This is a genomic window from Nonomuraea diastatica (assembly GCF_004349015.1).
Taxonomy (GTDB): Bacteria; Actinomycetota; Actinomycetes; order Streptosporangiales; family Streptosporangiaceae; genus Nonomuraea; species Nonomuraea diastatica.
Genome location: NZ_SMKP01000002.1, coordinates 109,035 through 135,828 on the forward strand (window position 1 = coordinate 109,035; position 26,794 = coordinate 135,828).

21 protein-coding genes and 1 pseudogene are annotated in these 26,794 nt (G+C 71.1%); 16 read left to right on the plus strand and 6 right to left on the minus strand.

Translation table 11 applies throughout. The features are described from left to right. The 3 genes from fdh to E1294_RS01165 all read right to left on the minus strand — a co-directional run bounded on the left by fdh (position 1) and on the right by E1294_RS01165 (position 5,718). Positions 1-3,228: a formate dehydrogenase gene (gene fdh, locus E1294_RS01155; RefSeq protein ID WP_132503730.1), complete on the minus strand. Its 3,228-nt coding sequence runs from the start codon at positions 3,226-3,228 to the stop codon at positions 1-3. Positions 3,229-3,307: 79 nt separating this feature from the next. Further along, a complete protein-coding gene (locus E1294_RS01160) occupies positions 3,308-4,720 on the minus strand; it encodes a rhamnulokinase (RefSeq protein WP_425465187.1) in 1,413 nt (470 codons plus the stop codon). Continuing rightward, positions 4,717-5,718, minus strand: coding sequence for a LacI family DNA-binding transcriptional regulator (locus tag E1294_RS01165; protein ID WP_132503731.1), 1,002 nt, complete (start codon positions 5,716-5,718; stop codon positions 4,717-4,719). Before E1294_RS01165 ends, E1294_RS01160 begins: the two co-directional genes overlap by 4 nt. 333 nt (positions 5,719-6,051) lie before the next feature. Between E1294_RS01165 and E1294_RS01170 the strand changes: the two genes are divergently transcribed. The 13 genes and pseudogenes from E1294_RS01170 to E1294_RS01230 all read left to right on the plus strand — a co-directional run bounded on the left by E1294_RS01170 (position 6,052) and on the right by E1294_RS01230 (position 21,463). Next, positions 6,052-7,980 carry a beta-galactosidase gene (locus E1294_RS01170; protein ID WP_132503732.1) on the plus strand — a complete coding sequence of 643 codons (1,929 nt, stop codon included), beginning with the start codon at positions 6,052-6,054 and terminating at the stop codon, positions 7,978-7,980. 141 nt (positions 7,981-8,121) lie between these two features. After that, positions 8,122-8,439 (plus strand): L-rhamnose mutarotase, encoded by a 318-nt coding sequence (locus E1294_RS01175; protein ID WP_132503733.1) that lies wholly within the window; start codon positions 8,122-8,124, stop codon positions 8,437-8,439. A gap of 10 nt (positions 8,440-8,449) precedes the next feature. Continuing rightward, positions 8,450-9,667 (plus strand): L-rhamnose isomerase, encoded by a 1,218-nt coding sequence (rhaI, locus tag E1294_RS01180; protein WP_132503734.1) that lies wholly within the window; start codon positions 8,450-8,452, stop codon positions 9,665-9,667. 6 nt (positions 9,668-9,673) lie between these two features. Further along, positions 9,674-11,713: a bifunctional aldolase/short-chain dehydrogenase gene (locus E1294_RS01185; protein ID WP_132503735.1), complete on the plus strand. Its 2,040-nt coding sequence runs from the start codon at positions 9,674-9,676 to the stop codon at positions 11,711-11,713. 427 nt (positions 11,714-12,140) lie between these two features. Next, positions 12,141-13,163: an N-acetyl-gamma-glutamyl-phosphate reductase gene (gene argC, locus E1294_RS01190; RefSeq protein WP_132503736.1), complete on the plus strand. Its 1,023-nt coding sequence runs from the start codon at positions 12,141-12,143 to the stop codon at positions 13,161-13,163. Between the two features lie 67 nt (positions 13,164-13,230). Then, positions 13,231-14,451, plus strand: a complete 1,221-nt coding sequence (gene argJ / locus E1294_RS01195) for a bifunctional glutamate N-acetyltransferase/amino-acid acetyltransferase ArgJ (RefSeq protein ID WP_132503737.1) — start codon at positions 13,231-13,233, stop codon at positions 14,449-14,451. Further along, a complete protein-coding gene (gene argB / locus E1294_RS01200) occupies positions 14,448-15,320 on the plus strand; it encodes an acetylglutamate kinase (RefSeq protein WP_132503738.1) in 873 nt (290 codons plus the stop codon). Before argJ ends, argB begins: the two co-directional genes overlap by 4 nt. Next, the gene (locus tag E1294_RS01205) at positions 15,320-16,486 is read left to right on the plus strand and encodes an acetylornithine transaminase (RefSeq protein WP_132503739.1); all 1,167 of its coding nucleotides are present in this window, start codon (positions 15,320-15,322) and stop codon (positions 16,484-16,486) included. The genes argB and E1294_RS01205 overlap by 1 nt, the downstream gene beginning before the upstream one ends. Further along, positions 16,483-17,433, plus strand: a complete 951-nt coding sequence (argF, locus tag E1294_RS01210) for an ornithine carbamoyltransferase (RefSeq protein ID WP_132503740.1) — start codon at positions 16,483-16,485, stop codon at positions 17,431-17,433. Before E1294_RS01205 ends, argF begins: the two co-directional genes overlap by 4 nt. An 8-nt stretch (positions 17,434-17,441) precedes the next feature. Beyond that, complete coding sequence (locus tag E1294_RS01215; protein WP_132503754.1) at positions 17,442-17,936, plus strand: arginine repressor; 495 nt, start codon at positions 17,442-17,444, stop codon at positions 17,934-17,936. Between the two features lie 67 nt (positions 17,937-18,003). Next, positions 18,004-19,185: pseudogene (locus E1294_RS01220) on the plus strand (argininosuccinate synthase); the annotation flags it as partial. 119 nt (positions 19,186-19,304) lie between these two features. After that, positions 19,305-20,726 carry an argininosuccinate lyase gene (argH, locus tag E1294_RS01225; protein ID WP_132503742.1) on the plus strand — a complete coding sequence of 474 codons (1,422 nt, stop codon included), beginning with the start codon at positions 19,305-19,307 and terminating at the stop codon, positions 20,724-20,726. Then, the gene (locus tag E1294_RS01230) at positions 20,708-21,463 is read left to right on the plus strand and encodes a DNA-3-methyladenine glycosylase (RefSeq protein ID WP_132503743.1); all 756 of its coding nucleotides are present in this window, start codon (positions 20,708-20,710) and stop codon (positions 21,461-21,463) included. Before argH ends, E1294_RS01230 begins: the two co-directional genes overlap by 19 nt. Here E1294_RS01230 and E1294_RS01235 read toward each other — a convergent pair. After that, positions 21,403-21,804 (minus strand): PH domain-containing protein, encoded by a 402-nt coding sequence (locus E1294_RS01235; RefSeq protein ID WP_132503744.1) that lies wholly within the window; start codon positions 21,802-21,804, stop codon positions 21,403-21,405. The genes E1294_RS01230 and E1294_RS01235 overlap by 61 nt on opposite strands. 93 nt (positions 21,805-21,897) lie before the next feature. Between E1294_RS01235 and tyrS the strand changes: the two genes are divergently transcribed. Next, positions 21,898-23,163, plus strand: coding sequence for a tyrosine--tRNA ligase (gene tyrS / locus E1294_RS01240; RefSeq protein WP_132503745.1), 1,266 nt, complete (start codon positions 21,898-21,900; stop codon positions 23,161-23,163). Positions 23,164-23,223: 60 nt separating this feature from the next. Here tyrS and E1294_RS01245 read toward each other — a convergent pair whose 3' ends face one another. After that, the gene (locus E1294_RS01245) at positions 23,224-24,711 is read right to left on the minus strand and encodes a glycosyltransferase family 39 protein (protein ID WP_246082747.1); all 1,488 of its coding nucleotides are present in this window, start codon (positions 24,709-24,711) and stop codon (positions 23,224-23,226) included. A gap of 32 nt (positions 24,712-24,743) precedes the next feature. Here E1294_RS01245 and E1294_RS01250 point away from each other — a divergent pair, with 32 nt between their 5' ends. After that, a complete protein-coding gene (locus E1294_RS01250) occupies positions 24,744-25,349 on the plus strand; it encodes an HAD-IA family hydrolase (protein WP_246082748.1) in 606 nt (201 codons plus the stop codon). Positions 25,350-25,354: 5 nt separating this feature from the next. On the opposite strand, the gene E1294_RS01255 is transcribed toward E1294_RS01250, so the two are convergent. Then, positions 25,355-25,738: a PPOX class F420-dependent oxidoreductase gene (locus E1294_RS01255; protein WP_132503746.1), complete on the minus strand. Its 384-nt coding sequence runs from the start codon at positions 25,736-25,738 to the stop codon at positions 25,355-25,357. 102 nt (positions 25,739-25,840) lie between these two features. On the opposite strand from E1294_RS01255, the gene E1294_RS01260 reads away from it, so the two are divergent. Continuing rightward, positions 25,841-26,284, plus strand: a complete 444-nt coding sequence (locus tag E1294_RS01260) for a MarR family winged helix-turn-helix transcriptional regulator (RefSeq protein WP_220447489.1) — start codon at positions 25,841-25,843, stop codon at positions 26,282-26,284. The last annotated feature ends 510 nt before the right edge of the window (positions 26,285-26,794 follow it).

The following is a 26,794-nucleotide window of genomic DNA, read 5'->3' on the forward strand; positions in this document are numbered from 1 at the left end:
TCACGCCTCCGTTCCGGTGTGCTCGCCGATGCCGGCCCGCCGCTGGTAGGAGCGGACCAGCTCGCGCAGCGCCGGGCCGCGCGGCCGGCGTCCCGGGCGGATGTCCGCCGAGAGGGCCTTGACCTCCTGGATGTGGGAGTTGGGGTCCAGCGAGATCGACGCCAGCTCGTTGGCCGCGTCGCCCCTGGCCAGCCCGTTGGGCCCGAAGTGGAACGGCAGCCCGATCTGGTGCAGCACCCGCCCGTCGAGACGCAGCGACGGCATGCGGTCGGTGACCATCACCCGCGCCTCGATGGCGTTGCGCGCGGTGATGATCGTGGCCCAGTCGCCGTGCACGAGCCCGCGCTCGGCGGCCAGGCCGGGCGAGACCTCGCAGAACATCTCCGGCTGCAGCTCCGACAGGTAGGGCGTGAAACGGCTCATGCCGCCGGCGGTGAAGTGCTCGGTCAGCCGGTACGTCGTCACCACGTACGGGAAGACTGACGCGCCCGGATCATCCCCGCTCGGGTGATAACGGTTGTCCTCGTGCGGATAGAGCTTGCGTGCCGGGTTGCGCTGGTGCCCGTAGAGCGGGTTGGCCACCGGAGAGTCCTGCGGCTCGTAGTGCGTGGGCAGCGGCCCGTCCACGACCCCCGCGGGCGCGAACAACCAGCCCTTCCCGTCGGCCTGCATGATGAACGGGTCGATCCCCGACAACGCCGCCACGCCGCGGGCGTCCGGCGGCGGCCGGTACGCCGGGCTCTTGCCCACCTCGACGTCGGGCACGTCGTGACCGGTCCAGCGCTGCGCCGGCTCGTCCCACCAGACCAGTTGCTTGCGCTCGCTCCACGGGCTGCCGTCGGGCCTGGCCGAGGCCCGGTTGTACAGGATGCGCCGGTTGGCCGGCCACGCCCACGCCCATTCCGCGGCGATCCAGCTCTGCTCGGTCCAGGGCTTGCGGCGGGCGGCCTGGTTGACGCCGCCGGCGTACACGCCGCAGTAGATCCAGCAGCCGCACGCGGTGGAGCCGTCGTCGGCGAGCTCGGCGTACCCGGACAGGGGCCGTCCCTGTGCGTCCCAGCCGTTGATCTCGGCCAGCACCGCCTCCGCCGAGGGCTCGGCCGTCGCGCCCTCGACCGGATAGTCCCAGGTGAGCTCCAGCACCGGCGCGTCCTTCTGATCCTGCGAGCCGGCCAGCTTCTCCCTGATGATCCGCCCCAGGTGGTACATGAACCACAGATCGCTGCGCGCGTCACCGGCCGGCTCGACCGCCTGGTGGTGCCACTGCAACCACCGGTTGGTGTTGGTGAAGCTGCCGCTCTTCTCGGTGTGCGTCGCCGCCGGCAGGAAGAACACCTCCGTGCCGATGTCCGCCGTGGCCAGCTCGCCCGTCTCGATCTCCGGGCCGTCCTTCCACCAGGTGGCGCTCTCGATCAGGTTGAGGTCGCGCACCACCAGCCAGTCGAGCTTGGCCATGCCCAGGCGCTGCATCCTGGCGTTCGCCGAGCCGACCGCGGGGTTCTCGCCGAGCAGGATGTAGCCCTTGCACTCGCCGGCCAGCTGCGACATCACGGTGTCGTACGTGCTGTGCGAGCCGGTCAGCCGGGGCAGGTGGTCGAAGCGGAAGTCGTTGTCCGGCTGCGCCGCATCACCCCACCAGACCTTGAGCAGGCTCACCAGGTAGGCGGGCATGTTCGCCCAGAACCCGCCGTGCGGCGCGTCCGCCTGCAGGAAGTCGCGCATCCGCTCGTGCTCGTGCGCGTGCGGCATCGGGATGTAGCCCGGCAGCAGGTTGAACAGCGTGGGGATGTCGCTGGAGCCCTGGATGCTGGCGTGCCCGCGCAGCGCCTGGATGCCGCCGCCGGGCCGGCCGATGTTGCCGAGCAGCAGTTGCAGGATGCTCGCCGCTCTGACGAACTGCGAGCCGTCGCTGTGCTGCGTCCAGCCCACCGCGTAGACGAACTCGGAGGTCTTGTCGGGCCCGGAGTTCTCCGTCAGGTGGCGGCACACCTCCTCGAACAGGCGCCGGGGCACCCCGCACACCTGCTCGACCATCTCCGGCGTGTAGCGGGCGAAGTGGCGGCGCAGAATCTGCATGACGCAGCGGGGGTCGCGCAGCGTCTCGTCGCGCCGGGGCGTGCCGTCCATGGGTATGCCGGCGCTGCCGGTGATCTCGGTGCGGCCCGGCGGCACCCGGCCGGACCGCCGCTGGTAGTCGCTGTCGCGGTCGCCCGCCGCGGGCTCGGCCCGCATGCCCTCGTACTGCCAGCTCTCGTCGTCGTAGGTGTGGCCGGCGGCGTCGAAACCGGAGAAGACGCCGTCTCCGTCCTCGGCGTCGCGGTAGTCCTCGTTGAGGATGGTGGCCGCGTTGGTGTAGTTGACCACGTACTCGTGGAAGTACAGGTCGTTCTCCAGCACGTGGTTGATGATCGCGCCGAGGAAGGCCACGTCCGAGCCGGCGCGGATGGGCACGTGCAGGTCGGCCAGCGCGCTGGTGCGGGTGAAGCGCGGATCGACGTGGATGACCACCGCGCCGCGCGCCTTGGCCTCCATCACCCACTGGAAGCCCACCGGGTGCGCCTCGGCGAAGTTCGAGCCCTGGATGACCACGCAGTCGGAGTGCTGCAGGTCCTGCATGAACGTGGTGGCGCCGCCCCGGCCGAACGACGTGCCGAGCCCGACCACGGTGGAGCTGTGGCAGACGCGGGCCTGGTTCTCGATCTGCACCACGCCGAGCGACGTCAGCAGCTTCTTGATGAGGTAGTTCTCCTCGTTGTCCAGCGTGGCGCCGCCCAGGCTGGCGATGCCCATGGTGCGGGCGGCGCGCCTGCCGTCGCGCTCCTGCTCCCAGGTCTCACGCCGGGTGGCGATGATCCGGTCGGCCACCATGTCCATGGCGGTGGCCAGGTCGATCGGCTGCCAGTCGGCCGCGCCCGACGGCCGGTGGAGCGCCTGGCGCTGACGGCCGGAGCCGGTGGTGAGCTGCAGGGTGGCCGCGCCCTTCGGGCACAGCCGGCCGCGGCTGATGGGGGAGTCGGGGTCGCCCTCGATCTGGACGACCCGCTCGTCGCGTACGTACACGTCCTGGCCACAACCCACCGCGCAGTACGGGCATATCGACTTGACGACGCGGTCGGCCCCGGCCGTGCGGGCCCGCACCCCCTCCGTCGCGGCCGACTTCACCGCTTGCCCACGGCCCGTGCGGTCCTCGCCGGTCAGCTGCCGCAACAACGGCCACGTGAGATCCATGAAGCCCCCCGATGCTCCCCGGTCCGACTTGTGCCCTACCCGACGAGGGAGAAAACCGGAAAGCGCAGGTCAGAGAGGATCAGAACACGCGGGCGGCGGCCTCGTCCCAGAGCCGGTCGTCGCCGGACGGCTCGTAGCGGCGCAACGGCTGGGAGGCGGCGACCAGCGAGCGCATCTCCTCCAGATCGGAGACCAGCCCGGCCGCGCGCGCCTGCACCAGCACGTTGCCGAGCGTGGTCGCCTCCGCCGGGCCCGCCACCACCGGCAGCCCGCAGGCGTCGGCGGTGAGCCGGCACAGCAGCTCGTTGTACGACCCGCCGCCCACCAGGTGGACGACCTCGATGTCGCGCCCCGACAGCTCCATCGCCTGGCGCACGGCCCGCCGGTGCCCGAGCGCCAGGCTCTCCAGCACGCAGCGCGCGTACGCGGCGGGTGAGGAGGGAGGCCGCTGGCCCGTGCGGCGGCACTCGGCCGCGATCCTGGCCGGCATGTCGCCCGGCGGCAGGAACACCGGCTCGTCGGGGTTGACCACGGCGGCGAACGGCCGCTCGGCCGCCGCGGCCGTCAGCAGCTCGCCCAGGTCGGAGCCCGGCCAGGCCCGCATGCATTCCTGCAGCAGCCACAGGCCCATGACGTTGCGCAAATAGCGGACGGTGCCGTCGATGCCGGCCTCGTTGGTGAAGTTCGCGGCCCGGCTCTCCGGCGTCAGCACAGGGTCGGGCAGCTCGACGCCGGCCAGCGACCACGTGCCGCACGAGATGTAGGCGAAGGCCGGGCCCGACGCGGGCACCGCGGCCACCGCCGAGGCCGTGTCGTGCGAGCCCACCGCCCTGACGGGCGCGGACCAGCCGACCTCCGCGGCCACGTCGCGGCGCAGCCCGCCGATCGGCTCGCCGGGCCGGCGCAGCGGCGGGAAGAGGCCGGCCGGCAGCCCGAGCCGCTCGATCAGGGGCCGCGCCCACGACCTGGTGCGCACGTCGAGCAGCCCCGTCGTCGAGGCGTTGGTAACCTCCGCGCCCAGCTCGCCGGTGAGCCAGTAGCCGATCAGGTCGGGGATCAGCACCATCGTGGCGGCGCCGTCGAGCCGGTCGGTCAGCAGCTGGTAGAGGGTGTTGAACGGCAACACCTGCAGGCCCGACACGTCGTACAGCGTGTCGGCCCCGACCAGGGCGGCCACCTGCTCGGGCACACCTCGCGTGCGGTCGTCGCGGTAGTGCACCGGGTTGCCGATCAGCCCGCCGGACTCGTCGAGCAGTCCGTAGTCGACCGCCCACGAGTCCACGCCGATGGAGGAGACGGGCCCGGCGGCGCGCAGCCCCGTCAGAATCTCCCGGTAGAGGCCGAGGATGTCCCAGTGGAGCCGGTTCGCCACGCGTACCGGGCCGTTGGGAAACCGGTGCGCCTCGGTCAGCCGCAGCCCGCCGGACAGGTCGGCCAGCATCACCCGGCCGCTGGAGGCGCCCAGATCGACGGCGGCGAAACGGTGACTCACTGCGTGGACTCCCTGGCGAAGAGCTCGGGCTGGAACATGATGTGCTGGTGCGCGTGCGTCTCGGGGTTGTCGCACTCGTCGAGCAGCAGCTCGGTGGCGATGCGGCCGAGCTGGTAGGTGGGCTGGCGCATCGAGCTGAGCGACACGGTGGAGGCGGCGGCGAAGTCGATGTCGTCGTAGCCCATGAGCGCGACGTCCTCGGGCACCCTCACCCCCGCCCGCAGCAGCGCGCGCAGCACGCCGAGGGCCAGCAGGTCGTTGGCGCAGAAGACGGCCTCGGGCAGGCCGCTCGCGATCAGGTCGGCGGCCGCCTTCTCGCCCGCGCGGGCGGTCATCGTCATCGCCTCGATCACCCGCAGGCCCGCGGGGTCGAGGCCGGTGGCCCGCATCGCGGCACTCGCGCCCTCCCGCCGCTCCACGCACTGCCGGATGGTCAGCGGGCCGGTCACGTAGGCGACGCTGCGCGCCCCTTTGGCCAGCAGGTGGGCGACCGCGGCCCGCCCGCCGCCGACGTCGTCCACGGCCACCGCGCACTGGTCGGGCCGGTGCGCGGGATGGTCGACGAGCACCACGCTGATTCCGTGCTCGCGCAGCCGTTCGAGCCGCGCCGGGTCCTCACCCGACGGGGTGATCAGCACGCCGCGGACGCGATGCTCGGCCAGCACCCGCAGGTTGCGGTCCTCCTTGTCCTGCGAGCCGGCCGAGTTGCCGAGGATCACGGCGTAGCCCAGCTCGCTGGCGACGTCCTCGACGCCGGCGGCGACCTCGGTGAAGAAGGGATTGCCGATGTCGATCACGCTCAGGCCGATCGTCCTGCTGTGCCCGGCGCGCAGCGTCGAAGCCGAGCCGTGGCGGACGAACCCCAGTTCGCTGATGGCCGCCTCCACCCGCTCCCTGGTGGCGGGCGCGACTTTCCCTGGCCGGTTCAGTACGTTGGAGACCGTGCCGGGTGAGACACCGGCGTGCGCGGCGACGTCCTTGATGCTGACCATGGCCATGAGCCCTCATTAAAACGTACTAACGATGCGCGCGCCAGTCGCGGCACCGGTCGTGATGCCGATCCGCGTTGACACCGCCGCATGCCGGACTCTAACCTCCCGCGCGGGAAGTAAAACGTTCTATCGCGGGGGAGCCCTGTGGTCCTGGCAGCCACCGCCGGGGCCGGCGGCGTTGCCGCGCACACCCCGCGCCCGCGCTGCGGGCACGCCGCGCGTATGCCGAGCGGGCCGGGCGACCGGGGCTTGTGCCCTGCGCCGCGGAACGTTTTAATCCCTCCGTGAACCTGGCGTCACCAGCTGTGAGCGCTAACAGTATCTCGAAAGGCAGGCTTCATGCCGGATGTCATCGCTTACGGCGGCGACTGGAATCCCGAGCAGTGGCCCGAGGAGACGTGGGAGCAGGACGTCGCGCTGATGCGCGAGGCCGGCGTCAACCGGGTCAGCGTGGGCGTCTTCTCATGGGCGCTGCTGGAGCCCGCCGAGGGCGTGTTCGACTTCGGCTGGTTCGACCGCGTCATGGACCTGCTGGCCGCCAGCGGGATCGCGGCCAACCTGGCCACGCCGACCGCCTCCCCGCCGCCCTGGTTCGGCGACGCCTACCCCGAGGCCCTGCCGGTCGACTCCGGCGGCCGGCGGCTGCACCACGGCAGCAGGCAGGGCTTCTGCCCCAGCTCGCCGATCTACCGCGAGAAGGCGCTGCGCGTCACGGAACAGGTGGCCACCCGCTACCGCGACCACCCGGCCCTGGCCCTGTGGCACGTGCACAACGAGTACGGCTGCCACAACGCCCGCTGCTACTGCGACACCTCGGCGGCCGCGTTCCGCGCCTGGCTGCGCTCCCACTACGCCTCCCTGGAGGCGCTCAACGACGCCTGGGGCAGCGCGTTCTGGTCCCAGCACTACGGCGAGTGGGCGCAGATCCTGCCGCCGCGTGACACCCCCAGCCTGCCCAACCCCGGCCAGCAACTCGACTTCCGCAGGTTCAGCTCCGACGCGCTCGTCGAGCTCTACGTCGCCGAGCGCGACCTGCTCCGCGAGCTCACCCCCGGCGTGCCCGCGACCACCAACCTCATGGCGGGCGCCCACTGGGACATGGATTGCTGGGCCTTCGCCGCCGAGCTCGACGTGGTCTCCACCGACCACTACCTGATCGGCGCCCGCGCGGAGCCGCACATCGACCTGGCCTTCGCCGCCGACTACGCGCGCTCGCTCAACGGCGGCCGCCCCTGGCTGCTGATGGAGCACTCGACCAGCGCGGTCAACTGGCAGCCGCGCAACCGGGCCAAGGCGCCCGGCGAGCTGCGCCGCAACTCGCTGGCCCATCTGGCCAGGGGCGCCGACGGGATCATGTTCTTCCAGTGGCGGGCCTCGCGCGCCGGCGCCGAGAAGTGGCACTCGGCGATGCTCCCGCACGCCGGCGTCAACACCAAGGTCTGGCGCGAGGTGAGCGCGCTCGGGGCCGAGCTGGCCGGGCTCTCGGAGGTGGCGGGCAGCAGGGTCAAGGCCGACGTCGCCATCCTGATCGACCACTCCAGCGTGTGGGCGCAGGACCATCCCGCCCAGCCCTCCTCCGAGCTCGACCCGGTGGAGGAGGCCAAGCGCTGGCACGCCGCGCTGTGGCGGGCCGGCATCACCTGCGACCTGGCACACCCCGAAGGCGACCTGACCGGCTACCGCCTGGTCCTGGTGCCGGCGCTCTACCTGGTGAGCGACTCGGGGGCGGCCAACCTGGAGGGGTTCGTACGGGCGGGCGGCGTGACGCTCGTCGGTCCGTACAGCGGGATCGTCGACGAGCACGACCGGGTGCGCCTCGGCGGCTATCCCGGGGCCTGGCGCGACCTGCTGGGCGTCACCGTGGAGGAGTTCTTCCCGCTGGACGGCCCGATCCGGCTGGCCTCCGGCGGGTCGGGGAGCGCGTGGAGCGAGGTCGCGCACGCCACCAGCGCGAAGGTCCTCGACACCTACGCCACCGGAGAGCCCGCGTGGACCCGCAACGCGTGGGGCGACGGCGCGGCCCACTACCTGACCACCAGGCTCGACGACGACGCCCTGGCCGGGGTGATCGCCGCGGTCTGCGCCGAGGCCGAGGCGAGGCCGCCCGCGACGAGCCCGCCGGGGGTAGAGGTCGTGCGGCGCTCCCACCCCGACGGCCGCTCCCACCTGTTCGCGATCAACCACACGGCCGAGGACGCCGTCGTGACCTCGGCGTCGGGCGCATCCGTCACCGTGGCCGCGGGTGACGCCCGCGTCATCGCCGGCTGACAGCCGGGGGCGCGGACGGTGGGTGGTTCCGGCGCTCCCACCTGCGCGCGGGACCACGGAGGGGCCGGACGCGCATTGACAGCGGGCAGCTGGAATCATAGTTTCCTGGCGAAGCATTAAAACGTTTTGAGGGGAGTGCCAGTGCAACGCGTCTGCTTCCTGCTGAAAGTCCGCCCGGAGCGGCTGGTGGAATATCGCGAGCGCCACCGCGAGGTCTGGCCGGAGATGCGAGAGGCGCTGTCGCGCACCGGCTGGCACAACTACTCGCTCTTCCTCAGGGACGACGGCCTGCTCGTGGGCTATCTGGAGACCGAGGACTTCGAGGCCGCCCAGAAGGCCATGGCCGAGACCGAGGTCAACGCCCGCTGGCAGGCGGAGATGGCGCCGTTCTTCGAGAACCTCGACGGCCGCCCCGACGAGGGCATGAAACCGCTGACCGAAGTCTTCCACCTGGATTGATCGGGGAGTCATGACTGACATCAAGGCCGTGCTGCGGGCGCAGCACATCGAGACACCCTCCTGGGCGTACGGCAACAGCGGCACCCGGTTCAAGGTGTTCGCCCAGAAGGGGGTGCCGCGCGACCCGTACGAGAAGCTCGCCGACGCCGCCCAGGTGCACGCGCACACCGGCATCGCCCCCACGGTCGCGCTGCACATCCCGTGGGACAAGGTGGACGACTACGCCGATCTGGCCCGGCACGCCCGCGAGGCGGGCGTCGGCATCGGAGCGATCAACTCCAACGTCTTCCAGGACGACGACTACATGCTCGGCAGTGTCACCCACCCCTCCGCCCAGGTGCGCCGCAAGGCGACCGACCACCTGCTCGAGTGCGTCGACATCATGGACGCCACCGGCTCCGACACCCTCAAGCTGTGGTTCTCCGACGGCATCAACTACCCGGGCCAGGACGACATCAGGGCCCGCCAGGACCGTCTGGCCGAGGCGCTGGCCGAGGTCTACGAGCGGCTCGGCGACGGCCAGCGTTTCCTGCTGGAGTACAAACTGTTCGAGCCCGCCTTCTACGCCACCGACGTGCCCGACTGGGGCACCGCCTACGCCCACTGCGTCAAGCTCGGCCCCAAGGCGCAGGTCGTCGTGGACACCGGCCACCACGCCCCCGGCACCAACATCGAGTTCATCGTCGCCTTCCTCCTGCGTGAGGGCAAACTCGGCGGCTTCGACTTCAACTCCCGCTTCTACGCCGACGACGACCTGATGGTGGGCGCGGCCGACCCGTTCCAGCTGTTCCGGATCATGCACGAGGTCGTGCAAGGCGCAGCCTTGCACGACCTCGTGGGGGAGAACGAGCAAAGCACGAAGCCTTTCGGGGGGAGTGCGGAGGGCTCCGCCCCCCGCGGGGTGGCGTTCATGCTCGACCAGTGCCACAACATCGAGCCCAAGATCCCGGGCCAGATCCGCTCGGTCATGAACGTCCAGGAGGCCACCGCCAAGGCGCTGCTGGTCGACCGCGAGGCGCTGTCGGCCGCGCAGGCCGACGGCGACGTGCTGGGCGCCAACGCCGTCTTCATGGACGCCTACAACACCGACGTGCGCCCGCTGCTGGCCGAGCTGCGCGAGGAGATGGGTCTCGCGCCCGACCCGATGAGCGCGTACGCCAAGTCCGGATACTTCGAGAAGATCGCCGCCGAGCGTGTCGGCGGCCAGCAGGCCGGCTGGGGGGCCTGAACCACCATGGACGTCGTGAACGAACTGCTCGGACGCTCTCACCGCCTGGGCGCCGACCCGCGCAACACCAACTTCGCGGGCGGCAACACCTCGGCCAAGGGAGCCGCGCCCGACCCGGTCACCGGCGAGGACGTCGAGCTGCTCTGGGTCAAGGGCTCCGGCGGCGACCTGGGGACGCTCAAGGAGTCCGGCCTGGCCGTGCTCCGCCTCGACCGGCTGCGCGCCCTCAAGGGCGTCTACCCGGGCGTGGAGCGCGAGGACGAGATGGTGGCGGCGTTCGGCTACTGCCTGCACGGCAAGGGCGGGGCCGCGCCGTCGATCGACACCGCCATGCACGGTCTCGTGGAGGCCGCGCACGTCGACCACCTCCACCCCGACGCGGGCATCGCGCTGGCCACCGCCGCCGACGGTGAGGAGCTGACCGGGCGCGTGTTCGGCGACCGGGTCGTGTGGGTGCCGTGGCGGCGGCCGGGTTTCCAGCTGGGCCTGGACATCGCCGCCATCAAGGAGGCGAACCCGCGGGCCATCGGGTGCGTTCTCGGCGGCCACGGCATCACCGCATGGGGCTCGACGTCCGAGGAGTGCGAGGCCCGCTCGCTGGAGATCATCAGGACCGCCGAGGCGTACCTGGCCGAGCACGGCCGCGCGGATCCGTTCGGCCCGGTGATCCACCAGACGCTGCCGGAGGAGGAGCGGCACGCCCGCGCCGCCGCGCTGTTCCCGGTGATCCGCGGCCTGGCCTCCACCGACATGCGGGTCGTCGGCCACTACACCGGCACGCCCGAGGTGCTCGACTTCGTCTCCCGGGCCGAGCATCCGAGGCTGGCGGCGCTGGGCACGTCCTGCCCCGACCATTTCCTGCGCACCAAGGTGGCGCCGCTCGTGCTCGACCTGCCTCCGGACGCGCCCCTGGAGCAGGCGGCCGAGCGGCTGCGCGAGCTGCATGCCGCCTACCGCGCGGACTACACCGCCTACTACGAGCGGCACGCCACCCCCGCCTCGCCTCCCATGCGAGGCGCCGACCCGGCGATCGTGCTCGTGCCGGGCGTCGGCATGTTCTCGTTCGGCAAGGACAAGCAGACCGCCCGCGTGGCCGGCGAGTTCTACGTCAACGCCATCAACGTCATGCGCGGCGCGGAGTCCGTCTCCGCGTACGCACCCATCCCCGAGTCGGAGAAGTTCCGCATCGAGTACTGGGAGCTGGAGGAGGCCAAGCTCCGCCGCATGCCCAGGCCCAAGCCGCTGGCCACGCGCGTCGCGCTGGTCACCGGCGGCGGCTCCGGCATCGGCGCGGCCACCGCGCGCAGGCTCGCCGCCGAGGGCGCGTGCGTGATCGTCGCCGACCGCGACGTGGCCGCCGCCGAGAAGGTGGCCGCCGAGCTGGGCGCGGGTGCGTACCGCGAGCCGGACGTGGCCGTTGCGGTCGCGGTCGACGTCACGTCGGAGGAGCAGGTCGTCGCGGCCGTCCGCGCGGGCGTGCTCGCCTTCGGCGGCGTGGACCTGGTGGTCAACAACGCCGGCCTGTCGTTGTCGCGCGCGCTGCTGGAGACCACCCTGGCCGACTGGGACCTGCAGCACGACGTCATGGCGCGCGGCTCGTTCCTGGTCTCCCGCGAGACCGCCAAGGTCATGATCGACCAGGCCATGGGCGGCGACATCGTCTACATCTCCTCCAAGAACGCCGTCTTCGCCGGGCCGAACAACGTCGCCTACGGCGCCGCCAAGGCCGACCAGGCGCACCAGGTGCGCCTGCTGGCGGCCGAGCTGGGCGGGCACGGCATCCGCGTCAACGGCATCAACCCCGACGGCGTGGTGCGCGGCTCCGGCATCTTCGCCTCCGGCTGGGGCGCCAACCGCGCGGCCGTCTACGGGGTGGAGGAGGAGAAGCTGGGCGAGTTCTACGCCCAGCGCACCCTGCTCAAGCGGGAGGTCCTGCCCGAGCACGTGGCCGCCGCGGTCTTCGCGCTCACCGGCGGCGACCTGACCCACACCACGGGGTTGCACGTCCCGGTGGACGCGGGCGTGGCCGCCGCCTTCCTCCGCTGACACGTACCGGGCGGGCCCTCGGGAACGGGCCCGCCCGGTACGTCCCCCGCTGGGAATCTGCGATACCCAGGATTAACATCGCGGTCGCCGGGTCATAGGTGAAGGCATGCAAGGAGCCGCCCGGCGCCCCTCGTGCCGGCAGCCGCGTGCCGGGTCCGCCCTGCCCGGGCCGCCCCATGCCCCCGTCGCCGGGCCCGCCCGTGAGGGATCCGGGCGGCGCGCTGCGGCCCTCCTCTCCGGCCACCACACGTCCGGCCACGTCATGACCCTTGCGGGGCGGTAGCGCTGGACGCGTCACCAGAGGCCGCCGGGTCTCACGATGTGGTCTCCCGGGCTCATCACGGCTTGCATATTCATCCTCGCCAGTGCATTATTTTCACCAGCAAGGTCATGAGCTATGATGCATGAATATGCAGGAGGCGGCGGGATGAGGGCGGCGATCGCAGGAGCCAGCGGTTACGCGGGAGGAGAGCTGCTCCGCCTCCTTCTGGGCCATCCGGAGTTCGAGATCGGGGCGCTCACCGCGGCCTCGAGCGCGGGCAGCCGTCTCGGCGCCCACCAGCCACACCTGCCACAACTGGCCGACCGCGTCCTCGACGACACCACCCCCGGCACGCTCGCCGGGCACGACGTGGTCTTCCTCGCGCTGCCGCACGGTCATTCGGCCGCCGTCGCCGCCGCCCTCGGCGGGGAGACGCTGGTCGTCGACTGCGGCGCCGACCACCGGCTCGCCGACCCCGCCGCCTGGCAGGAGTTCTACGGTGGCGAGCACGCCGGCACCTGGCCCTACGGCCTGCCCGAGCTGCCCGGACAGCGCGAGGTGCTCAGGCAGGCGACCAGGATCGCCGTCCCCGGGTGCTACCCGACCTCCGTCCTGCTCGCCCTGTCACCCGCGTTCGCCGCCGGGCTGGCCGGGCACGACGTGGTCGTCGTCGCCGCCTCCGGCACCAGCGGCGCGGGCAGAGCGCTCAAGCCCCACCTGCTCGGCAGCGAGGTCATGGGCTCGGCCGGCGCGTACGCCGTGGGCGGCGCCCACCGCCACACGCCCGAGATGGAGCAGGGGCTGTCGGCGGTCGCCGGCGCTCCCGTGCGCGTCTCGTTCACCCCGACGCTGGCCCCCATGAGCCGTGGCATCCTCGCCACCTGCTCCGCCCCGGCCGCTCCCGGTGTCACCAAGGAGTCGCTGCGCACGGCGTACGAGGTCGCGCTCAAGAGCGAGCCGTTCGTCAAGCTGCTGCCGGAGGGCGTCTGGCCGGCCACCTCCATGACGTACGGCGCCAACACCGCGGCCCTGCAGGTGACGCTCGACGAGCGCGCGGGACGCGTGGTCGCCGTCATCGCCATCGACAACCTCACCAAGGGCACGGCCGGGGGCGCCGTCCAGAGCGTCAACATCGCCCTCGGCCTGCCGGAAGAGCTCGGCCTCCCCCTGACAGGAGTTGCACCTTGAGCAAGCGCAGCGCATCAACCGACGAGCACGGGAGCTCATCGCTCCCGTCCCCGCAGAAGGCGGTGGCATGAGCGTCACGGCACCCCTAGGCTTCAGGGCCGCGGGAGTCGCCGCAGGGATCAAGCCCGGCGGCGCCCGCGATCTCGCTCTCGTCGTCAACGACGGACCCAGCCGCGCCGCCGCGGGCGTCTTCACCGCCAACCGCGTCAAGGCCGCCCCCGTGCTCTGGTCGCAGCAGGTCCTGGCGGGCGGGCGGCTGCGCGCGGTCGTGCTCAACTCCGGCGGAGCCAACGCCTGCACCGGCCCCGAGGGTTTCCAGGACACGCACGCCACCGCCGAGAAGGTGGCCGAACTCCTGCAGGACTCCGCGGGCGAGGTCGCGGTGTGCTCGACCGGCCTCATCGGCGAGCGGCTGCCGATGGACGAGTTGCTGTCGGGTGTCGAGACCGCCGCCGCCCAGCTCGCCCGCGACGGCGGACTGGCCGCGGCCGACGCCATCCGCACCACCGACACCGTCTCCAAGATCTCGTTCAAGCGCGGCGGCGAAGTCGCCGCGGGGGAAGAAGCCTCTTCCCTGCAGTTCGGGGGGTTCTCGGAGGGCGGAGCCCCGCGGGGGTACATGGTCGGCGGGATGGCCAAGGGCGCCGGCATGCTCGCCCCCGCCCTGGCCACCATGCTCTGCGTGATCACCACCGACGCCGACCTGACCGGCGACGAGCTCGGCACCGTGCTGCGCAGGGCCACGGCCGTCACGTTCGACCGCCTCGACACCGACGGCTGCATGTCGACCAACGACACCGTGCTCCTGCTGTCCAGCGGCGCCTCCGGTGTCAGGCCCGACCTCGACGAGTTCGAGCACAAGGTCACCGAGGTCTGCGCCGACCTGGCCAGGCAGCTGCTCGTCGACGCCGAGGGAGCCTCCAAGGCCATCGCCATCGAGGTGGTCGGCGCGGCGGACGAGGACGACGCCGTGAAAGTGGGCCGCGCGGTCGCCCGGTCCAGCCTGCTCAAGTGCGCCATTCATGGCGAGGACCCCAACTGGGGCCGCGTGCTGGCCGCCGTCGGCACCACCGACGCCGAGTTCGAGCCCGACCGCCTCAACGTCGCCATCAACGGCATCTGGATCTGCCGGGGCGGCGCGGTGGGTGACGACCGCGACAAGGTGGACATGAGCCCCAGGGACGTGACGATCACCATCGACCTGTCGGCCGGCGCGCACACCGCGACCGTCCACACCACCGACCTGACGGCCGCCTACGTCCACGAGAACTCGGCGTACTCCTCATGAGGCTGACCACCGCGCACACCAAGGCCGAGGCGCTGATCGAGGCCCTGCCGTGGCTGACCCGCTTCCACGGCGCGACCGTCGTCATCAAGTACGGCGGCAACGCGATGACCGACGAGGCACTCAAGTCCGGCTTCGCCGAGGACGTCGTCTTCCTGCGCCACGCCGGCCTGCGCCCGGTCGTCGTGCACGGCGGCGGCCCGCAGATCAGCAGCGCGCTCGACAGGCTGGGCATCGAGTCCACCTTCACCGCCGGGCTGCGGGTCACCACGCCCGAGGCCATGCAGGTCGTCAGGATGGTGCTGGTCGGCCAGGTCAACCGCGACATCGTGGGCCTGGTCAACCGGCACGGCCCGTTCGCCGTCGGCATGTCCGGCGAGGACGCCCACTTGTTCACCGCGGTGCGCAAACACGCGGTCGTCGACGGCGAGCCGGTCGACATCGGCCAGGTCGGCGAGATCATCAAGGTCGAGCCCGGCGCGGTCGGCGCCCTGCTCGACGACGGCCGCATCCCGATCGTCTCCAGCGTGGCGCGGGGAGACGACGGAGAGATCTACAACGTGAACGCCGACACCGCGGCCGCCGCGCTCGCCGTTGCCCTGCGGGCCCGCAAACTGATCGTGCTCACCGACGTGGAGGGCCTGTACGCCAGCTGGCCCGACGACACCGACGTGATCGACGAGCTGAGCGCCGACGAACTCGCGACCATGATGCCCACGCTGTCCAGCGGCATGGTACCCAAGATGGAGGCCTGCCTGACGGCCGTGCAAGGGGGCGTGCCCCGGGCCCATGTGCTCGACGGCCGCGTACCCCACTCGATGCTGCTGGAGATCTTCACCAACGAAGGGATCGGAACGATGGTGATGCCCTGATGAACCTGTTCAAACGGTTCGAAGAAGCCTTCATGGGCAACTACGGGGTCCCCCCTGTGGCGCTGGCCCGAGGCGAGGGCACCCGCGTATGGGACGTCGACGGCAAGGAATATCTCGACTTCATCGGCGGCATCGCGGTCAGCTCGCTCGGCCACGCCCACCCCGCCCTGGTCGAGGCCGTCTCCCGGCAGGTCGCCACGCTCGCCCACACCAGCAACCTGTTCCTGCACGAGCCCGAGGTCCTGCTCGCCGAGAAGCTCCTCGGCATGCTCGACGCCCCGGCCAGGGTCTTCTTCGCCAACTCCGGCACGGAGGCGAACGAGGCCGCCTACAAGCTCGCGCTCAAACACGGCAGGCGTGAGGGCCGCTCCTACTTCGTCGCCGCCGAGAACGGCTTCCACGGCCGCACGATAGGCGCGCTCTCCCTGACCGGCAAGAAGGCGATCCGCGACCAGTTCGGCCCGTTCCCGGTGGACGTGCGTTTCGTCCCGTACGGCGACGCCGACGCGCTCAAGGAGACGATGACCGGCGACTGCATCGCGCTCTTCCTGGAGCCCACGCAGGGGGAGGCGGGCGTGGTGCCGCCGCCCGTCGGCTACCTCGAGGCGGCCCGCGAGATCTGCGACTCGACCGGCGCGCTGCTGGTCGCCGACGAGATCCAGTCCGCCATCGGCCGCACCGGCCACTGGTTCGCCCACCAGGCCGACGGCGTCACCCCCGACATCCTGACCCTGGCCAAGGGCCTGGGCGGCGGCCTGCCGATCGGCGCCTGCGTAGGCTTCGGCGACGTGGGCAGGTCGTTCGAGAAGGGCGACCACGGCTCGACGTTCGGCGGCAACCCGGTCTCCTGCGCCGCGGCGCTGGCCGTCCTCGACAACCTCGACCTCGGCCACGTCAGGTCGGTGGCCGCACGGCTGCGCGATGGGCTGGAGGCCGTCGACCACCCGCTGCTGGAGAGCGTGCGCGGTCGCGGCCTGTGGCTGGCCACGGTGCTGCGCGAGCCGCGCGCGGCACAGGTGCAGGAGGCCGCCGCGGCGGCCGGCTTCCTGGTCAACGCGCTCCAACCGGACGCGGTGCGCCTGGCGCCGCCGCTCGTCGTGACGGCGGACGAGGTGGACGCCCTGGTCGCGTCCTTCCCGCGGATCCTCACGGAGGCGGCCGCATGACCATCCGTCACTTCCTCAGAGACGACGACCTGTCGCCCGCCGAGCAGGCGGAGGTGCTGGAGCTCGCCGCCGCGATGAAGAAGGACCGGTTCGGCTACCGGCCGTTCGAGGGGCCGCGCACCGTCGCGGTGTTGTTCGACAAGCCGTCCGCCAGGACCCGCATCTCTTTCCACACCGGCATCGGCGAGCTCGGCGGCCTGCCGCTGGTCGTCGACAACGTCTCGGTGCTCATGGGCCGCGGCGAGCCCACCGCCGACGTCGCCAGGGTGCTGGAGCGGCAGGTCGCCGCCATCGTCTGGCGCACCTCCGGGCAGGAGCTCATCGACGAGATGGCCGCGCACTCCCGGGTTCCGGTCGTCAACGCGCTCACCGACGAGTTCCACCCCTGCCAGATCCTCGCCGACCTGCAGACCGTCCACGAGCGGCTGGGCCGCACGGCCGGGTTCACGCTGACCTACCTGGGCGACGGCGCCAACAACATGGCCCACTCCTACCTGCTCGGCGGCGCCACGGCCGGCCTGCACGTACGGATCGCCGCCCCGGCCGGCTACCAGCCCGACCCGGTCATCCTCGACCAGGCCGCCGCCATCGCCGCCAAGACCGGCGGCTCCGTCGTCGCGCTGACCGACCCGGTGGCCGCCCTCCACGGCGCACACGTGGTCGCCACCGACACGTGGGTGTCCATGGGGCAGGAGGGGAAGGAGGAGCGGGTCGCCGCGCTCATGCCGTACCAGGTGAACGCCGGGCTGCTCCGCTACGCCGCGCCCGACGCGATCGTGCTGCACTGCCTGCCCGCCTACCGAGGCAACGAGATCACCGAGGAGGTCCTCGAAGGCCCGCAAAGCGTCGTGTGGGACCAGGCGGAGAACCGCCTGCACGCCCAGAAGGCGCTGCTGCACTGGCTGGCCGCGCACGCCGACCCGATCAGGGTGCCGGAGGGCGCGTGATCATTCCGATGACCAAGGCGGCGCGGCAGGCGAAGATCACCGAGCTGCTGCTGCGGCAGGCCGTGCGCTCCCAGCCCGAGCTGGCCAAGCTGCTCGCCGAGAGCGGCGTCGAGGTCACGCAGGCCACGCTCTCGCGCGACCTCGACGAGCTCGGCGCGCTCAAGCTGCGCGCCGAGGACGGCTCGCTGGTCTACGCACTTCCCGGCGAGGGGGGTGGCCGCATCCCGCTGGCCAGGCTCGGCACCGGCGAGACCCCGGCGGCGCGGCTGCACCGCATCGCGGAGGAACTGCTGGTCGCGGCCGAGGCCTCGGCCAATCTGGTCATCGTGCGAACCCCTCCGGGCGCGGCCCAGTTCCTGGCCTCCGCCATCGACCACGCCGACTGGGAGTCCATTCTCGGGACCGTGGCGGGTGACGACACGATCCTCGTCATCAGCCGCGATCCGGCGGGCGGTCAGGCGGTCGCCGACGCGCTGCTGAAGGTGGCCGACCGACGTAGTTAGCCCACTCCGCGTGAGTGGGCTCCGCCGCACGGGACATCCCAACATTCAGCACTGGAGACGAAGCACAATGCCCGACAGAGTGGTTCTCGCATATTCCGGCGGTCTCGACACCTCGGTCGCCATCCCCTACCTCGCCGAGAAGATGAACGCCGAGGTCGTCTGCGTCGCCGTGGACCTCGGCCAGGGCGGCGAGGACATGGAGCTCATCCAGAAGCGCGCCTTGGACTGCGGCGCGGTCGAGTCGGTCGTCGTGGACGCGAGGGAGGAGTTCGCCGCCGACTTCTGCGTGCCCGCGCTCCAGGCCAACGCCCTCTACATGGACCGCTACCCGCTGGTGTCGTCGTTGTCGCGCCCGCTCATCGTCAAGCACCTGGTGTCGGCGGCCAAGGGCTTCGGCGGCACCATCGTCTCCCACGGCTGCACCGGCAAGGGCAACGACCAGGTCCGCTTCGAGGCCGGCCTGGCCGCGCTGGCCCCCGACCTCGAGATCATCGCGCCCGCGCGTGACTTCGCCTGGACGCGCGACAAGGCCATCGAGTACGCCGAGGCCAAGGGCCTGCCCATCGAGACGTCGAAGAAGAACCCGTTCTCCATCGACCAGAACCTCTGGGGCCGCGCCGTCGAGACCGGCTTCCTCGAGGACATCTGGAACGGCCCGACCGAGGAGGTCTACTCCTACACCGCCGACCCCAAGCAGTCGCGCCCGGCCGACGAGGTCGTCATCACCTTCGAGCAGGGTGTCCCGGTCAAGGTCGACGGCCGGGCGCTCACGCCCTTCCAGGTGATCGACGAGCTCAACAAACGCGCCGGAGCGCAGGGCGTCGGCCGGATCGACATGGTCGAGGACCGGCTGGTCGGCATCAAGTCGCGCGAGGTGTACGAAGCGCCAGGCGCGATCGCGCTCATCGCCGCCCACAAGGAGCTGGAGAGCGTCACCGTCGAGCGAGACCTGGCCCGCTTCAAGCGGGGCGCCGACCAGAGGTGGAGCGAGCTTGTCTACGACGGCCTGTGGTTCTCGCCGCTCAGGAACGCGCTCGACGCCCTCATCGCCGACGTCCAGAAGCACGTCACCGGGGAGATCAGGATGACCCTGCACGGCGGCAACGCCACCGTGACCGGCCGCCGCTCCGACGACTCCCTGTACGATTTCTCGCTCGCCACCTACGACACCGGCGACACGTTCGACCAGTCGCTGGCCAAGGGCTTCGTCCAGCTCTTCTCCCTCCCGGCTAAGATCGCGGCCGCGCGACGCGAAAAGGCGTTGAGTTGCACTAAGGTCGCGGCCGGAGCGCAGGAGCTCGGGGGAGCGCGAGACACGATGCCGACGACCACGAAGCGGGCGCGATCATTGAACACGGCACGGAGGAGATGACGGTGAGTGATGGCAAGCCGATGCGGCTGTGGGGCGGACGCTTCGAAGGAGGTCCGTCCGACGCGCTGACCCGGCTGTCGGTGAGCGTGCACTTCGACTGGCGGCTCGTGCCGTACGACCTGGCGGCGTCCAGGGCGCACGCCCGGGTGTTGCACAGGGCGGGGCTGCTCAGCGATGAGGAGCTCGAGCGCATGATCGGCGCGCTCGACGACCTGGAGCGCGCCTGCAAGGCGGGCGAGTTCCGGCCGACGGTCGCCGACGAGGACGTGCACACCGCGCTGGAGCGGGGCCTGCTGGAGCGGCTCGGCTCGCTCGGAGGCAAGCTCCGCGCCGGGCGCTCGCGCAACGACCAGATCGCCACCGACCTGCGCCTCTACCTACGCGACAACGCGCGCACGATCGTCTCCCGCCTGGTCGAGCTCGAGACGGCCCTGATGACGCAGGCCGAGCAGCACGCCGAGACGGCCGCGCCCGGCATGACGCACCTGCAGCACGCGCAGCCGGTCTCGTTCGGCCACCAGCTGCTGGCCCACGTGCACGCCTTCGCCCGCGACATCGACCGCATCACCGACTGGGACAAACGCGCCGCGATCTCCCCGCTCGGGGCCGGCGCGCTGGCGGGCTCCTCGTTGCCGCTCGACCCGCAGGCCGTGGCCGAGGAGCTGGGCTTCTCCGCCGCCGCGCCCAACTCGATGGACGCCGTCGCCGATCGCGACTTCGCGGCGGAGTTCCTGTTCGACGCGGCCATGATCGGCATTCACCTGTCGCGGCTCGGCGAGGAGATCGTCCTGTGGGCCTCGCAGGAGTTCCGCTGGATCGAGATGGACGACGCCTACTCCACCGGCTCGTCGATCATGCCGCAGAAGAAGAACCCCGACGTGGCCGAGCTGGCCCGCGGCAAGTCGGGGCGGCTCATCGGCGACCTGACGGCGCTGCTGACCACGCTCAAGGGCCTGCCGCTGACCTACAACCGTGACCTGCAGGAGGACAAGGAGCCGGTGTTCGACGCGGTCGACACGCTGCTGCTGGTCCTGCCCGCGATGGCCGGCCTGGTGGCGACGATGCGCGTCAACACCGCCCGCATGGAGGCATCGGCCCCCGACGGGTTCGCGCTGGCCACCGACCTGGCCGAGCTTCTCGTGCGCCGCGGGGTGGCGTTCCGCGAGGCGCACGAGGCGGTCGGCCATCTCGTGGTGTGGTGCCAGGTCAACGACAAGGACCTGGGCGAGCTGACCGACGACGAGCTGGTCAAGGTTTCGCCGCACCTGACCCCGGACGTCCGCGACGTGCTCAGCGTGCCCGGCGCGCTGGCCGCGCGCAAGGCCCACGGCGGCACCGCACCCGACCGCGTACGCGACCAGCTCGTCGCGCTGCGCGAGTCCGTCGACGCGCAGGCGGCATGGGCGGCGGGCAGCTGAGCTCCGCCCCGCTGCCGCGGAGCTTCTTCGACCGGCCGTCGCCCGAGGTGGCGCCCGACCTGCTCGGGCGTGTCCTCGTCCACGGTCCCGTCGCCGTGCGCCTGACCGAGGTGGAGGCGTATGGCGGCCCGGGGGAGGATCCGGCCGCCCACACCTACCGCGGCAGAACACCGCGTAACGCCGTCATGTTCGGCCGGCCCGGCCACGTCTACGTCTATTTCACCTACGGCATGCACTTCTGCGCGAACCTCGTGTGCCTGCCGGAGGGCTCGGGCTCGGCCGTGTTGCTGCGGGCGGGCGAGGTGGTGGCGGGCGTGGACGTCGCCCGCGCCCGCCGTACGGGCGGTTCGGCTTCCGCGCCCGCGGGAGGCGGCCGGCGGGTCGCCGATCGTGATCTCGCCCGCGGACCGGCCAGGCTCGCGGTCGCCCTCGGTCTGCTCCGCGAGCACAACGGGATCGACGCGATCTGGCCGGGCGCGCCCGGCGAAACGGAGACGCTCTTAACGCGGGATCACCGGCTCACCGGTGTCCCGCACGGCGCGGTGGTCATGCTGGAGGGCCGCCCCGCGGATCCGTCCGCCATCAGGTCGGGCCCCCGCACGGGCGTCTCGACGGCCAAGGAGACGCCGTGGCGGTTCTGGATCGACGGCGACCCGGCCGTCTCGCCGTACCGCGCTCACGTACCCCGGCGCCGCAACGCCGCGGCCACGTCCGTGGGGGAGGCGCCCAGCTCGTGAGGGCTGAAGATGTGCAGGAAGTCCCCGGTGTCGATTTCCAGCATCTCGCTGCGCAGACCCCACCGCCTGCGGACGTCGACCTTGATGTCGCAGATCGCCTCCCACGGCACGTGCCGCCTGCCCGCGAACCCGTGCACCACGGTGATCCCGCTCTCGTCGGCCGCCAGCCGTACGGGAACGAGCAGGTCGCGCAGGCCCATCGCGCCGATCAGCACGGCCGCGGGAACGGCCAGGATCACGCCGCCCACGTCGGCTCCGGCCCACCAGTAAAGGGCGAGTCCGGCGCATGCCAGAGCCCCTAAGATCTTCAAAACGGCCAGCTCGCGACGGACCTTCCACATGGACACGAAGCGTATCCAAGTGGCGGCCTGCCCGAGCGATCAGGCACGCTTGTATCGAATCAACGTCAACCCGTCTACTGGAAAGCCGGCACCGTGACCGACATTCTCGATGACCTCGCGTGGCGAGGTCTGATCGCGCAGTCCACCGACCTCGACGCCCTGCGCGCGTCCATGGCCAAGGGACCGATCACGGTCTATTCCGGTTTTGACCCCACCGCTCCTTCGCTGCACGTCGGCCATTTCGTGCCGCTGCTGACGTTGCGCCGCTTCCAGCTCGCGGGGCACCGCCCGATCGGCCTGGTCGGCGGCGCGACCGGCCTGATCGGCGACCCCAGCGGGCGCAACACCGAGCGCGCGCTCAATTCCAGCGACATCGTGGCGGAATGGGTGAAGCGCCTGCGCGGCCAGGTCGGCCGATTCCTCGACTTCGACGCGCAGCCGAACGCGGCGCTCATGGTGAGCAACCTCGACTGGACCGGCGAGCTGACCGCGATCGACTTCCTGCGCGACATCGGCAAGCACTTCCCGGTCAACCGCATGCTGGCCAGGGAGGCGGTGTCCGCGCGCCTGTCGGGGGAGGGCCTGAGCTACACCGAGTTCAGCTACCAGATCCTGCAGTCCTACGACTACCTGGAACTGTTCCGCCGCTACGGTTGCACGTTGCAGATCGGCGGCAGCGACCAGTGGGGCAACATCACCGCGGGCGCCGACCTGGTCCGCCGCATCGAGGGCACGCACGTTCACGCGCTCACCCTGCCGCTGATCACCAAGGCCGACGGTACGAAGTTCGGCAAGACGGTGGGCGGCGCCCTCTGGCTCGACCCCGAGATGACCTCGCCCTACGCCTTCTACCAGTACTTCCTCAACTCCGACGACCGTGACGTCATCCATTACCTCAAGGTGTTCACGTTCAAGAGCCGCGAGGAGATCGAGGAACTGGAGAAGGCCGTCGCCGAACGCCCCTTCGCCCGTCAGGCCCAGCGCGCCCTGGCCGAGGACCTTACGGAGCTCCTCCACGGCAAGCGCGAACTCGACGCGGTCGTGGCCGCCTCCAAGGCGCTGTTCGGTCAGGGCGCGCTGGAGGAGCTTCCCGCCGCCACGCTCGGGGCCGCGCTCGCCGAGGTGCCGAAGGCCAAGGTCGAGTCACTCGGAGCGGCGTTCGTCGACCTGCTGTCCGACAGCGGCTTGGTGGAGTCGAAGTCGGCGGCCAGGCGGGCGGTCAAGGAGGGCGGGGCGTACCTCAACAACGTGAAGATCACCGACGAGTCCTACGTACCGACCTCCGATGACTTGCTGGCGGGGCGCTACATGGTCCTGCGCCGCGGCAAGAAGTCGATCGGCGGCGTCGAGGTCGGCTGACCGGAAGCGCGAGGCGGGCCCTTCCTGTCAGGGGAGGGCCCGCCTTCTTCTCGGAGGCTCTCACCGGCGGGTGAACAGCGCCACCGTCAGCCCAGGCAGATCGCCGGAGTGCTTGGCGAGGCCGAGCTCGAAGCCCGCCTGCCGCACCTCCCCGACCCGGTCGAGGCCGTCGCCCTCCAGCCCCGACTTCTTCGTCCCGCGCCAGACGACCCACACCCGATCGCGCTGCTCCAGGGCCGCCGAGACATCGGAGCGCTCCGGATAGCCGAACCCGCCGGGGACAGGGGAATCGCCCGTCCTCAGCACGTCGACGGGCATCAAGGAGTCGGCGTAGTAGTCGAAGCCCGCGCGCAGCTGGCTCTGCCCGTACACGATGGCGTCGTCGGGCTCGGCCTTGATCACGCGCAGCGCCCACGGGATGTTCTCGAAGCGCCCGTTCTCTTCGCGTACGTCCACGTGCTCCTGGACCGACAACACGCATCCGAGCAGCACGACCACCACTGCCGTCACCACCGTGGCCACTACCGGGGTCACCACGGGGAGCCGCGGGACGCAGGCCACGGCCATCCCGGCCAGCAGCGCCAGCGCGGGAGCGGTCACGAACAGGTAGCGGTCGACGTAGACCGGCGTCACCAGGTGGGACACCGCGAGCAGCAGCACCGGCGGCAGCACGAGCCACCCCGCCAGGGCGAACACCCACGGACCACCGGCCACGCCCGGCGCCCGCCTGCGCGCCGCCGCCCACAGCAGCACCGCCCCGGCCACGGCCAGCGCGAACAACATCACGCCTAGCCCGGTCGTCCCCGCCGCCATCTTCGGGAACTTCAGCCATACCTCCGGCCCTCGCTGCGGGATCCAGCTGATGGCGTGCCGCTCGCCGTACCCGATGAGCCCCAGCACCACGGCGGGAACACACCCGGCGGCCAGCGCCGCGGCCATCCGCGCCAGCACGGCGCGGCGGGCCAGGAACAGCTGAGCGGGCAGCACCAGCACCGCGAACAGGTGCGTGGAGCACACGAACGCGACCGCCACCCCGTAGAGCACCCACCGCCGGCCGGCCGGCCGCTCGAGCGCCCGGTGCAGTGCCCAGAACGAGAGGACGACCGCTGCGGCGGCGAAGGCGTAAGACCTGGCGAAGGCCCCGTAATAGGACACCGTCGGCAGGATCGCGAAAACGGCCGCACCGATCACACCGGCCCGGACGCTGTGCAGGCGCCGGCCCAGATCGGCCAGGAACCAGGCCGCCACGGCGATCGCCACCGCGGACGGGAACCGCAACCACAACTCCGCCGTGTCCGCCTTCACCCAGAAATGCATGAACAGGTAGTAGGGCAGGAAATGGCCGTCAATGTGCTGGGCCAGTTCCCACATTCCGGACAACGACCGGGAGGCGGCGCTGACGGTGGCCAGTTCGTCGCCGTTCAGAGTGGCGGAGCCCGTGCCCGTGAACGCCGCGATCCCGGCGACGGACGCCATCCACCAGGGCGCTGACGTGCGGACACGCGCGGCGGGACGGACAGGGGGAGCTAGCGTGGCGGCAGTGGTCACCGGGGCAGGATACGCGCCGTAGAGTCGGGCGCATGGCCAATGTGATGGTGTTCGACCTTTATGGCGTGATTGCCCGGACCCAGAGTCCGGAGAGCCGGCGACGGCTCGTCGAACTGGCGGGCGTACCGGAGGAGCGGTTCTGGGAGGCGTACTGGGCCTGCCGGCCGTCCTATGACGCGGGCCAGAGCGGTGTCGCGTATTGGGGCGCGGTGGCCGACCGGCTGGGCACGCGCTTCCCGGACGTGCCCGCGCTCATCGACGCCGACCTGCACAGCTGGAGCGACGTGGACGAGTCGATGGTGGAGGTCGTGCACGAATTGGCGGACCAGGGGCACCGGCTGGGCCTGCTGTCGAACATCATCGAGGAGCTGGTGCCCTTCTGGGAGTCGCGTCATGGTGACTGGCTGGGACGGTTCGCCTCGTTGACGTTCTCGTGCCGGATCGGGGCGGCCAAGCCGGAGCGGCGTGCGTACGAGATCTGTGCGGAGAGGGTCGGGGCGACGCCGCAGGACATCCTGTTCTTCGACGACAACCCGGTGAACGTCGCCGCGGCGCGAGAGGCGGGCATGGCGGCGGAGCTGTTCGAGTCGCCGCGGCAGGTGCGGGCCCTCGCGGAGACGATCACGATCCGCCGCTGAGCGCTTTACTGCCGGGTGGTGTGTGTCGGCTTCATAACGATCACGGCCCGCCGCTCGGCATCGGCAATCGGCCGTTCGTACTCCAGGCCGTAGCGGTCGGCGAGCGCGTCGAAGAAGTCGCCCGACGGGTCGGGCTCCACCCGCTCGACCACTCCACGGATCTCCAGATAACGGTACGGCGCGTCGGGGTCGTTGATGGAGACCGCCACCTGCGGGTTCTCCATGACGTTTCTGCACTTCCGGCGGTCGGTCGTGGTGGTGAACCGCAGGACCTCCCCATCCCAGACCGTCCATACCGGGTTGACGTGGGGAGCTCCGTCGGGCCCGCGGGTCGCCAGGTGGGCGAACAACGGCCGGCTCAGCAGGTCAAGGTGGCTTGCGGGAATCATCCGCGCTCTCCTCATGCTCAGCTCATCGGACGTGCGCAGCATATCAAAGCTTTGATATCCATCAAGGATCGAATCGTCGTACGTGGTTGTACGCTCCCCGCTATGGGCATGCCTGCTGACGAACGGCTCGGACTGGACATCAAGCGCGCCGAGCAGGCTCTGATCACCGCAAAGCAGGCAGCGGTCCGGCCCGCCGGGCTGACCGTTCCGCAGTACGCCGCGCTGTTCGCGCTGTCCGACAGTCCCGGCATCTCGGGCGCAGCGCTGGCGCGAGCGTGTCTCGTCACCCCGCAGGCCATGACCGTGGTGCTCAAGAACCTGGAGGAACGCGGCCTGGTCGAGCGTTCGCCGCACCCCTGGCACCGCAACGTCTTGGAGACCCGGCTCACGTCCGCCGGACGCGCGGCGCTGGAGGCCGCGGACGAGCGGGCGGTGCTGATCGAACGCGCGATCGCGGCCGAGTTCAGCGCCGAGGAGCGCGCGGCGCTGCGGGCCTTGCTGGCCCGCTGCGTGGAGGCCATCGCCCGCGCGACGCCCGAATCGTGACCGGCCGCCGCGCCGGATGGGCGGGACGATTTGACGTGTCGCGGATCGCGACCTAGTCTTTCAGTTCGCCCCGGGTGTGAGCCGGACGCCGGTCAGGTGGACGGGCCCCAGGGCAAGCCCCTTGATAGGACGAGCCAATCGGCGGAGCAGCTTCGGCGTGCCTGCGGGCGCGTCGCGATCGCCGAAAAATCGGTTGTTTCGACACGCCTCGGATGGCACGGTAGGTTGCGGGGGCTGCCCCGGAAGCGGGGTGCACATCCAAAAAAGGTTGACCGATTTTCTTCAAGCTTTCGGGTTTGACGGAGAAATAGGCCGCCTGATAAAGTGAAGGCACGTAAAGACGCCTCCGAGTTTGGATTTCAAGAGAATCCCGGCAAGGAAGCACGCGTGCGTTTCTTGAGAACTCAACAGTGTGTTAAAAGCCAGTGCATGATGCACAACCCCGTCTATCGGCGTTGAGTCGATTCGACGGATTCCTTTTGTTTGGTTGGGTTCAGACCTTTTTTGGAG

What these genes read in the sequence shown, in the direction of transcription:
- fdh (WP_132503730.1), bottom strand. Translation starts at nt 3,228, where the DNA reads ATGGATCTCACGTGGCCGTTGTTGCGGCAGCTGACCGGCGAGGACCGC.
- E1294_RS01165 (WP_132503731.1), bottom strand. Translation starts at nt 5,718, where the DNA reads ATGGCCATGGTCAGCATCAAGGACGTCGCCGCGCACGCCGGTGTCTCA.
- E1294_RS01170 (WP_132503732.1), top strand. Translation starts at nt 6,052, where the DNA reads ATGCCGGATGTCATCGCTTACGGCGGCGACTGGAATCCCGAGCAGTGG.
- rhaI (WP_132503734.1), top strand. Translation starts at nt 8,450, where the DNA reads ATGACTGACATCAAGGCCGTGCTGCGGGCGCAGCACATCGAGACACCC.
- E1294_RS01185 (WP_132503735.1), top strand. Translation starts at nt 9,674, where the DNA reads ATGGACGTCGTGAACGAACTGCTCGGACGCTCTCACCGCCTGGGCGCC.
- argC (WP_132503736.1), top strand. Translation starts at nt 12,141, where the DNA reads ATGAGGGCGGCGATCGCAGGAGCCAGCGGTTACGCGGGAGGAGAGCTG.
- argJ (WP_132503737.1), top strand. Translation starts at nt 13,231, where the DNA reads ATGAGCGTCACGGCACCCCTAGGCTTCAGGGCCGCGGGAGTCGCCGCA.
- argB (WP_132503738.1), top strand. Translation starts at nt 14,448, where the DNA reads ATGAGGCTGACCACCGCGCACACCAAGGCCGAGGCGCTGATCGAGGCC.
- E1294_RS01205 (WP_132503739.1), top strand. Translation starts at nt 15,320, where the DNA reads ATGAACCTGTTCAAACGGTTCGAAGAAGCCTTCATGGGCAACTACGGG.
- argF (WP_132503740.1), top strand. Translation starts at nt 16,483, where the DNA reads ATGACCATCCGTCACTTCCTCAGAGACGACGACCTGTCGCCCGCCGAG.
- E1294_RS01215 (WP_132503754.1), top strand. Translation starts at nt 17,442, where the DNA reads ATGACCAAGGCGGCGCGGCAGGCGAAGATCACCGAGCTGCTGCTGCGG.
- argH (WP_132503742.1), top strand. Translation starts at nt 19,305, where the DNA reads ATGACGGTGAGTGATGGCAAGCCGATGCGGCTGTGGGGCGGACGCTTC.
- E1294_RS01230 (WP_132503743.1), top strand. Translation starts at nt 20,708, where the DNA reads ATGGGCGGCGGGCAGCTGAGCTCCGCCCCGCTGCCGCGGAGCTTCTTC.
- E1294_RS01235 (WP_132503744.1), bottom strand. Translation starts at nt 21,804, where the DNA reads ATGTGGAAGGTCCGTCGCGAGCTGGCCGTTTTGAAGATCTTAGGGGCT.
- E1294_RS01250 (WP_246082748.1), top strand. Translation starts at nt 24,744, where the DNA reads ATGGCCAATGTGATGGTGTTCGACCTTTATGGCGTGATTGCCCGGACC.
- E1294_RS01255 (WP_132503746.1), bottom strand. Translation starts at nt 25,738, where the DNA reads ATGATTCCCGCAAGCCACCTTGACCTGCTGAGCCGGCCGTTGTTCGCC.
- E1294_RS01260 (WP_220447489.1), top strand. Translation starts at nt 25,841, where the DNA reads ATGGGCATGCCTGCTGACGAACGGCTCGGACTGGACATCAAGCGCGCC.